Source organism: bacterium (assembly GCA_035703895.1).
Lineage (GTDB): Bacteria > Sysuimicrobiota > Sysuimicrobiia > Sysuimicrobiales > Segetimicrobiaceae > Segetimicrobium.
Genome location: DASSXJ010000223.1, coordinates 1 through 9,316 on the forward strand (window position 1 = coordinate 1; position 9,316 = coordinate 9,316).

The window sequence follows — 9,316 nt, forward strand, 5'->3', positions numbered from 1 at the left end:
CCTCCAGATTCGTGCCTTGCAACCGAAGCGACTGGCGCGATGTTCAGGACCGCTGGGCGTGCGCGCCAACCGCGGATTGGTGTTCTGCAGCCGGCTGCCCGTAGATCGCGCCGAGCACCAGACCATACACGAGGTGGCCGATGATCACGCCCATGGTTCCCATCGCCCCACCCAACCCCATGCCCAGGAATCCCGGCTTCGGGGTGAACGAGGGGAACATAGCGCCGACCACGGGGAACCCAATGATCAAGACGAAGATGGCAAGGAGGAACCCGTAGGTGAGCCCTCGCACCCACGGTGCGCCGCCCAACGAGGGCTCGACGATATATGCGTAGACGGCCGCCCACAGGATGGTCCCCATCATTAGGTGGACGATCCAGCCGACCACCAGGCTCCCTCCAAGCATCGAACCCACCATCGCCGCGATGTCCATCCGCGGAAGCCCCATCATTGGGGCCATGGCCTGGACGATCGACATGATGATTGTGGCGACCAGGCCGGCCAGCATGGCCCGGCCAAAATTCTTCCCGTCCATAAAGCGCCTCCTCGGTTGATCGTACGCCGACGTAGTTACGTTTTAGGCGAACCACACATCGGCCACGAACATTCCGTGACGAGGGGGAGAGTGTAAGGAAGCTTACAATTCTCGTGGCAAGCCATGATCTATGGACAACCACACAAGGCCTTGTGACTTCAAAGACGAGAGGATCGGCTGGTGATCAATCGGCGTTCCCGGTCGACATCCGCCTGCGGGCGATTCCGACCCGGATAGAACGGCTCACCGGTGGCACGCTGGTCGTTCATGCCACCATCGCCGGCCACGAAGAGCGCTTCGAGGCAGACCGCCTCCTAATAGCGACGGGGAGGCGGCCCCACGGACTCTCGGCGCTAGGGCTGGAGACCGCGGGCATCGTAGGCGATCCGACCCACGGGATCCAGGTGGATGAGACGCTTCGGACGACAGCGCCGAACATCTGGGCCATCGGTGACGTCATGGGACGTCTCCAGTACACGCACTTCTCCACCTATACAGCAGGTCTGGCTGTGCAAAACGCCCTCGGCGGCGCAGGGGCTCGGTACGACACACGCCGGATTCCGGGCGCGGTGTACACTGATCCTGAGGTGGCGAGTGTTGGTCTCACGGCCGAAAGTGCTCAGGCTCAAGGACACCGTGTCAAGGTTGGCAAGCAACCGATGGGAGCGGTCAACAGGGCCCGGGCGATGGGAGAGGCCGCGGGGTTCATCAAAGTCGTGGTGGATGCGGACACCGACACACTCCTGGGCATGCATGTGCTGGCTCACATGGCAGCCGACCTGCTTCCCCAGGGGGTCCTGGCGATGCATCCCGGTTCTATCGATCCGCTGCGCGCCTCTGTGTATACGCATCCTACCCTCTCGGAGGGGGTCAAAGCTGCTGTAGGGAACCTGAGCTGAACTAGTGCCGACCCAAGGTCGCTCTCCTGGAAGGAAGGGTTGAGGACGGTCGTCGCATAGTGTAATCCCGCTTACGGTTGCGAAAGGCTCGCGCATATATGCTTGTCTTGCGCAGGAGGACCAATTATGTTCAAACGGCCACTCACCTGGAAGGCGCTGCGAGCGCGCGGGCTGTGCGGGACCTGACCCTCGTCTCTGCTGCTCGGGCTGGCAGCATGGTTCACCTATAATACCGGGTATCTGACATGGAGTGTGTTTCGGCGTCTCGCTGGAGGCCATCATCGACGCGGCGGCCCGCCCCGCATTGACTGGAGCGTCTCCGACGGGACCACCGACCGGAGTGCGGCCGGGTCGCAGGAGACGCGCCCATGAGTCAACACCGTATGCTCTGGCTCTTTGCGGCCGGTGCGTTCCTTATAGAACTCCTCGGACCGCCGGTCCTCGCTGCCCCGGCTCCGGAGCGCCCCCCCTTCGACACCTCGGAGTGGAAGACCGACTTCGGCAGACACAGCGTGGCTCTTTCCGAGATCATGTCGGGGGGACCTCCCAAGGACGGTATCCGAGCGGTCGACACCCCCGAGTTTGTCAGTGTGAGCGCTGCGGACGGCTGGCTCAAGCTGCGCGAGCCGGTCATCCTCTTCGTGCGCGGTGACGATGTTCGAGCCTATCCCGTCCAAATTTTGATCTGGCACGAAATCGTCAACGATACCGTCGGCGGCCTCCCCGTGGCGATCACCTTTTGCCCGTTGTGCAACACTGCCATCGCCTTCGACCGCCGGGTGCAGGACCGGACCCTCAGTTTCGGAACCACGGGAAAGCTGCGGTTCTCGGACCTGGTGATGTATGATCGACAGACCGAATCGTGGTGGCAGCAGGCGACGGGCCAGGCGATCGTCGGCGCGCTGACCGGCACTCAGCTTACCCCCCTCCCCGCCCAGACGATCTCTTGGGGAACGTTCAAGGAAGCCTTTCCGGACGGCAAGGTTCTCTCCCGCCACACCGGCTACAATCGGGCGTACGGCCAAAACCCGTACGTCGGCTACGACGACGTCAACTCCTCGCCATTTCTCTATCGGGGGCCGAACGATCCGCGCCTGCGCCCGGTGGAGCGCGTCGTGACCGTTTCGCTTGGGGGGGAGGACGTCGCATATCCATTTTCCGCGCTGGAGAAAATCCGGGTCGCAAACGACACGGTGGGCGGGAACAAGATCGTCGTCATCTTCGAGAAGGGGGTCACGTCTGCACTCGACCGGAGCAGTATCCCAGAATCGCGCGATATCGGCACCGCCGGTGTGTTCGAGCGCGCCGCTGGCGGGAAGGTCCTGACGTTTGCGGTGGCCGGAGGCCGGATCACCGACGCGCAGAGCGGAAGCGTGTGGACGATCCTCGGCGCCGCGATCAGCGGCCCCTTGGCCGGCACCCACCTTGTCCCGGTTGTCCACGGCCAGCATTTCTGGTTCGCGTGGGCGGTGTTCCGGCCGAAGACGAGAGTCTACGCGCCTTAATTTCCCCGGCGAGTTCACAGCCAATCGATCCGATTGTAAGCTGGGCCACAATTTCCAAATCGAGCAGTGACCCAATCTTTACGGATTCCTTATGCGCGGTTAACACCGCGGTGGCACCCTAGACGCGAACGCAGACGTTGCAAGCAGAAAAGGAGGGACACGCCATGCGCACATTGCTCGCCCTCATGGTCCTCGGGGTACCACTCGCGTTCTTTGGAACTGCTGCCTTTGCCGCGGGAGGCGACGATAACCGGCCCGATTACCGGGGTCCCAACCAGTATGCGCCGCCGGTCGTGCAGGTTGGACCGACGACCATCGGCACAATCGCAGGAGCCGGCCTCACCCCGACGGCGTGGTTTCAACACGTACGGGATGAAAGGGGTGACGGTAGAAACCGGTAAGACCCCCGTTCACGGGGCTCTCTGCTGGGGGAGGGAGTCGGCTACCCTCCCCCGAGATCGACCACTGAACGGGTGGCAAAAAGCCATTGAGCAAATAAGGAATCTTCAAGATCAAGTGAGCCCGGATGCCTGCACGCGTCGCCGTCGGGGCGATGGGCAGGAGCCCCCTTGCTGCCGCTTCGGGTCGGGAACACGGCGACATCTTCAATGGACTGTACGCTTCCTTACTTTTCTCCACAGGACACGACGAGTACGGTAGGTGCGGTGCGCTCCAGACATGCTCGATAGGTGGGGCGACCCCTGGGAGAGAACTGCGAGTTGCAGACGTCATCCGCAGAGGTTCGGGCTCATTATCGTTGGCTTGGCCGAAATGCTCGGGGTATTCACTCGTCCCGCGCTCGCCCTCGGGGCCTTTGGGAGCCTCAACATCTTCTTCATGGGCGGACGAGCGGGCAACCTTCATTTCGATCTGAACTCGCTGATGCTCGTCTTCCAGGTTGCTGCATTGGCCATGGGTGCGGGGCAGACCTATGCGATCGACGCCTGGATGCGCAACCGCGCTCAGCCGCGGGAGCTCACCGCGACCTAAGTCACAAACCGCGTTCCTCGTGGTGCGGCATGACGATGAGAGCGCGATGGAGGAGGTCACCCGTGAGCGAGCCGTACAATTACGAGCATTTCCCGCAGGATCTCGACGGGGCGTTGTTTACGGCGTTCCAGAGCGGGCTGCGGGTGGGCGCACCCGCGCCGGACGGCGAGGGGACCCGGCTCGAGGACGGGGCGCGCATCCGCCTTTCAGAGTACTGGCGCGGATCGCCCGTGGTCATCGAGTTCGGCTCCATCACCTGACCGTACTGCGGGCTGGCGGCGCCAGCCCTGGAGTCCTTGGCGAAGAAGTACCGCCCCGAGGAGTTCCGCTTCGTGTTCGTCTATGTTCGAGAAGCACACCCGGGCGAACGTCTCCCGCACCACACATCGATCGATCAAAAGCTGCAACACGCCAGACGGTTCCGCGACCGGTGGTTGGTGCGCCGGCCGATCCTGGTCGATGATCTCGATGGGCCCCTGCACCAGGCGTACGGCACGCTGCCAAACATGACGTACATTGTGAGCGCGGCCGGGCGAGTAGCCTATCGCGCAGACTGGACAGACGCCCACAGCATCGAGTGGGTCCTCGAGTATCTCAAGCATGAATCGGTAGAGAAAGCCACGACGCGGCGCGTCGCCCCGTTCTATGCGGAGCTGGCGGGGCACCGCAGCGCCATGGACTACCCTCGTGCGTTCATCGAAGGCCTTGCGCGAGGCGGCGGTGTGCGCGCGGTCGAGGAGTTCATCAGCGCGGTAGAGAAGCGTCGGGGGAGAGCGGAGGCCGACCCTATGCGGCGCGTGTGGTCGCAGATTCGAGAGGAAGTCTCGGCGCGTCCGTCCGATCCCTGATCAACCGACATGCCGTTTGGGGCTAGCGCCGGACGCAACCGGGATCGCGTGAGAGGCCGGCTCAACCCCTGCTGTTGCTCAGCGCCCCCCAGGTGGCAACGCAGAATGGCACTACATACGTGAGTGGGATCTGCCACAGCAATCTTGATCCAAGGGTTCCTTCCACGAGAACGGCGCCCTGGTTGATCGCAACGAGGATCGTGCCCACGACAACCGCAGTTACTGTGGAGCGGCGCAGCATCGGCCAGTAACACAAGGCACATCGAAGACACCGAACCGCGCCACCTCGGACGAAACCCGAAGTCCTGTTCAGGTCCCGGCCGCAGCAGGCGCAGCTACCAGGTCCCACCTGGCGTTTGGCTGGCGACACCGCTGGTCTCACGATTAGGTGATTCGGCCACCGGTCGTCTGCAGCCTGCGTGCGCGGCGATCGCGCGACGCAAGGAAGACCTGGTTGGCGAGGCACCGGTTGCGCCCCTCCGCACAGGTAGCCGCGACCGCGTCCATCCTGTGCCAAGAAGTCTCTATGTGTTACCCTTTGAGCCCGCTCATCACCACTCCCTGAACGACCCACTTCTGGAAGAAGAGAAAAATCGCCAAGATCGGTAACATGCTCACAAGCGCGGCTGCGGTGAGCAGGTTGTACTCGACGAAGTAGATGTTTTGGAAGCTTACCAGGCCCATCGTGACCACCTTCATCGCGGTCGAGTTCACCACGACGAGAGGCCAGAACAGCTCGTTCCAGGTGAACATGAACTTGAGGATTACGAGCGTCGCCAGGGCCGGCTTCACCGAGGGCAGGATCACCCGCCAGAAGATCCCCAGCTCGCTCGAGCCGTCGATGCGGGCGGCGTCGACGTAGTCGCTCGGCACTACCTCGATGGCCTGTCGCATCAGAAACACCCCGAAGACGCTCACCAGGTCGGGCGCCAGGAGGCCGAGGTAACTGTCAAGGAAGCCGAGGCGGCTGACCCACAGATAGAGCGGCACGACCACGGACTGAAACGGCACCATGAGGATCCCGATGATCGCGAAGAAGAGGACATCGCGGCCCGGGAACCGGAATTTGGCGAAACCGTAGCCGGCGAGCGACGACACCACCAGGCTCGACGTGGCCGACACGGAGGCGATCAGAGCACTGTTCAGGAGGAACCGTCCGAAGGGCTGGCGCGCGAACACCTCCCGGTAGTTCGCGAGATTGGTCCAATGGTCGGGCAGAATGCGCAGCGGGACCCGCTGGATCTCAGGCATCGTCTTGAACGACGTCATCGCCATCCAGAAGAGCGGGAAGAAGACGCTCAGGGCCCCGCCGCCGACGAGGATCACCACGAGCCACCGCCAGCGGCTCGCGCTCAATACTCCACCTGTCGCCGCAGGACCCGCCATTGCACCAGGGTCACGAGCAGCAGGGAGACGAACACGAATACGGCCATCACCGAGGCGTCGCCGAGCCGGAAGTACTTGAAGGCCGTATCGTACAGGAGCATGATCACCGTTTCGCTCGCGCTCGCCGGTCCGCCCTGCGTCGTCGCATAGACCTGATCGAAGATCTTGAAGTCGAAGATCAGCTCCAGGATCGAGACCATCACGATCTGCGGGTTCAGGAGCGGGAGCGTCACGTGGCGAACGCTTTGCCAGCGGTTCGCGCCGTCGATCTCCGCGGTCTCGTAGTACTCGCGCGGAATCGCCTGCAGGGCTGCCAGGAAGATCATTGTGTCGAATCCGAGCCGGACCCAGAGGTTGACGATCGCCAGGGAGGGCAGCACCTGGTCCAGGCTGGTGAGCCACTTCTGGGGTGGGATACCAACCCGCGTCAGGAGGTAGTTCAGGAAGCCGTACACGGGGTCGTACATCCACTGCCAGATCAGGGCGGCCGCCACCAGGGAGACCGCGAACGGCAAGAAGTACATCGCGGCCCAGGCGCTTCGCCAGCGCAGGCTCGCGAGGCGGTTCAGGCCGAGGGCGACCAGCAGGGCCAGCACGATCGTGGCCGGCGCCGAGAGGAGGAGCAGGGTTACCGTGTTCCGGACGGCCTGCCAGAACGTCGAGTCGGTCAGGACCCGCTCGTAGAGCCGGACCCCTACGAAGCGGCTGGCCCCGCCGGGTACGGTGCGGTAGAAGGACCCGACGACCGACTCTCCCAGCGGCACGACGAATACCAAGCAGAAGTAGAGGAGCGCGGGCAGGATGAACAGGAGGCCTGCGCGTCGCTGGCGGTCCATATAGGTCCGCGCGAACACCAACCGCACCCAGGGCATCGAGTCGGGCGCGCCACCTCATCCCGCCCTTCTCCCCGCTTCTGGGAAGTAGGCGAGCGGGACCGAGGCTATTCCTTCAGGATCCGGTCCATTTTCGCCGCGGCTTCATCGAGCATAGGCTTGGGCTCCCCCTTCCCGAAGAGGACGCCGACGACGGCCTCGCCGAACGCCGTGGCAAGTTCATTCGACTTGGGGTGGAAATAGGTCGGTGGCACCGGCTGCTTGAGCATCTCCCGTGTCGACTGATAGTCGGGCCTCGACTTCACGTACGCAGACTCAAGGTTTGCGGTCCAGACTGGGAGGACCCCGTCCCCCTTATGCTGCTCGAGATCATCCTTGGCATTCGAAATGAAGCGGAGGTACTCCCAGGCCGCCTGCTTGTTCGGGCTGTTCTTGTAAACTAGGTTCGCCCATGGGAAAAGAGCCCCCGCCCCCGGGCAGGTCTTGGCACACGGCAACGCGGCGACTTTGAACTGGATGTCCGGCGCGTTATTATGGAGCCACCCAAAGAACCACGACTCGCGAAAGATGACTGCAGCCCGCTTCTGCCCGAAGGCGTCCTCCGGGCTGCCCAGCGCCAGGCTCGCCACTTTATCCTTACGGACGAGGTCGCCGTAGAACTGGAGGGCGGCGACCATCTCCGGGCTGTTGGCGTAGCCGGTCGCCCTCGTCATGTCTGGCGAGAGCATCCGGGCCCCGAAGGCATGTGCGATCGGGAGGAACTTGTCAGTGATGCCGACCGGCGCCCCTTTGCTCCGCAGGGCGAAGCCCACCTGCGTGGGTTCTCCCCCCTTGGGGTCCTGGATCGTGAGCTTCTTCACGGCGGCGAGCCAGGCATCGAGGGTCTTGGGTGGCTTATCCGGATCCAGCCCGGCCTTCTTGAACATGTCCACATTCATATACATCTGTTGGAAGTTGCCGTGCTCGAAGGGGATCCCATACCGGCGTCCATTCCACTTGCCGATCGGGACCATGTACGCGGGGAGGTTCTCGTCCCAGATCTTGGTGAGATCGGCAGGCATGGGCTCGCAGAAGTCGTACTGGCCGCACCACTGGTGGGTGATCCCCATGAAGAAGTCGGGAGCTCCGCTCCTCCCGCTGAGGGCGGCTAAGTACTTGGCTTCGTAGCCGAGGTACGGCACGAAGACGGCCTCGACCTCGTAACCAGCCTTGCGGGCAAACTCCCTCCCCTTGACCTCGTACCACTTGACGAAGACCGGGTTCTGGTCCCCCCACAGCGACCAGTACACGAGCTTCTTTGTCTGAGCAGGCGCCGGCTGCGTTGAAACCGTCCCGATCAGCAGACCCACCAAGAGCACCACCATCACCGAGAGACCGCGTCGCATCCTGTCCCCCCTTCCGCGTTCATATGCACGGGAGTCCTTATTACGGCGGTGATTCCCCATGCTATAGGAAGTGGCCCGGGCGGCTTCCGACAGCGCCGGCACGTGGCCATGTGGTTCTTCATGCTGGGGTGATCTCCTTGGGGCAGGGTTGGCTAAAGCCGTGCAAGCCGGGTCCAATGCCGATTTCGAGGCGGGAGTTGTCGGTGCAAGCGTCATTTACCGGTGCGGCGGCCTCCCTCCCGACCCTCCTCACGAATCCGGCTTATGCCGTTGCTCCGCGCCTTCAGTCAAGAGGCCGGCAAGAGGAAGCCGTACAAAGCCCGCGTTGTCACTGGGTCCAGCGTGGCCGCCTCGGCTAACTCGCGGGGAAACGTATGCCGCCAAGCTTGTTCTCGTCGACTATCAGGGTTGGGTCAGTCATATTGCCGAGCGATCTTTTACTACGTAGCGGTTCGTCCGGTCTCTCGGTTTCGCAGACAAGCAAATGGGCGGCCAGGCCTAATGCGCTACGGAGTGGCCACGATGGTCATTTGTACGGATGTTCCGCCCATCAGCTCGAACGTCGGTCGGTAGAAGCCAGGCCGGTTCCCGGTAATGAACAGGACGCGCATGATCCCGGTGGCCGGGCGTCCATTTGGCTGCATGAGCTGGCCGGACTGAATGGGCCGGCCCTCGATGTCGATGGGGCTGAGCGCGTTCTGGCCACGCGCGCCCGGAGGCGCCGATCCGATGATGCCTCCGACGACGGTCCCGCCTTTGACCAGCAGACCTCCTGTGTACCGCGCAAAAAGCGCCCGGTCCGCCGGAGCGATGAAGACGCCGTCCATCGGCTTGCCGTCCGCGTCGAAGAGGAGGAAGTCTAACGGGATCGGCGCCAGGGTGTTCACCGGCACCCGTTGCCAGTTATTGTTGGAGGGCTGCGGGAAGAGGACGTT

The 9,316-nt window shown here is 63.1% G+C and carries 10 protein-coding genes; 5 read left to right on the forward strand and 5 right to left on the reverse strand.

Translation table 11 applies throughout. The features are described 5' to 3' along the window. Positions 1-43 precede the first annotated feature (43 nt). Positions 44-535: a DUF6789 family protein gene (locus VFP86_14930; GenBank protein ID HET9000930.1), complete on the reverse strand. Its 492-nt coding sequence runs from the start codon at positions 533-535 to the stop codon at positions 44-46. A gap of 152 nt (positions 536-687) precedes the next feature. On the opposite strand from VFP86_14930, the gene VFP86_14935 reads away from it, so the two are divergent. The 5 genes from VFP86_14935 (at position 688) to VFP86_14955 (ending at position 4,777) form a co-directional block, all read left to right on the forward strand. Then, complete coding sequence (locus VFP86_14935; protein HET9000931.1) at positions 688-1,434, forward strand: FAD-dependent oxidoreductase; 747 nt, start codon at positions 688-690, stop codon at positions 1,432-1,434. 368 nt (positions 1,435-1,802) lie between these two features. Further along, entirely contained in the window at positions 1,803-2,939 is a 1,137-nt protein-coding gene (locus VFP86_14940; GenBank protein HET9000932.1) for a DUF3179 domain-containing protein, read from the forward strand. Positions 2,940-3,103: 164 nt separating this feature from the next. Beyond that, on the forward strand, positions 3,104-3,340 hold the full coding sequence (locus VFP86_14945) for a hypothetical protein (protein ID HET9000933.1): 237 nt from the start codon (positions 3,104-3,106) through the stop codon (positions 3,338-3,340). Between the two features lie 370 nt (positions 3,341-3,710). After that, entirely contained in the window at positions 3,711-3,929 is a 219-nt protein-coding gene (locus tag VFP86_14950) for a hypothetical protein (GenBank protein HET9000934.1), read from the forward strand. Positions 3,930-3,991: 62 nt separating this feature from the next. After that, positions 3,992-4,777 (forward strand): TlpA disulfide reductase family protein, encoded by a 786-nt coding sequence (locus tag VFP86_14955; protein HET9000935.1) that lies wholly within the window; start codon positions 3,992-3,994, stop codon positions 4,775-4,777. 531 nt (positions 4,778-5,308) lie between these two features. Here the strand turns inward: VFP86_14955 and VFP86_14960 are convergent. The 4 genes from VFP86_14960 to VFP86_14975 form a co-directional block, all read right to left on the reverse strand. Continuing rightward, positions 5,309-6,133, reverse strand: coding sequence for a carbohydrate ABC transporter permease (locus VFP86_14960; protein ID HET9000936.1), 825 nt, complete (start codon positions 6,131-6,133; stop codon positions 5,309-5,311). Then, positions 6,130-7,035 carry a sugar ABC transporter permease gene (locus VFP86_14965; protein HET9000937.1) on the reverse strand — a complete coding sequence of 302 codons (906 nt, stop codon included), beginning with the start codon at positions 7,033-7,035 and terminating at the stop codon, positions 6,130-6,132. Before VFP86_14965 ends, VFP86_14960 begins: the two co-directional genes overlap by 4 nt. Positions 7,036-7,103: 68 nt before the next feature. Then, positions 7,104-8,381 (reverse strand): extracellular solute-binding protein, encoded by a 1,278-nt coding sequence (locus VFP86_14970; GenBank protein HET9000938.1) that lies wholly within the window; start codon positions 8,379-8,381, stop codon positions 7,104-7,106. A 506-nt stretch (positions 8,382-8,887) separates the two neighbouring features. Beyond that, a partial coding sequence (locus tag VFP86_14975; protein ID HET9000939.1) for a hypothetical protein occupies positions 8,888-9,316 on the reverse strand: 429 nt, incomplete at its 5' end.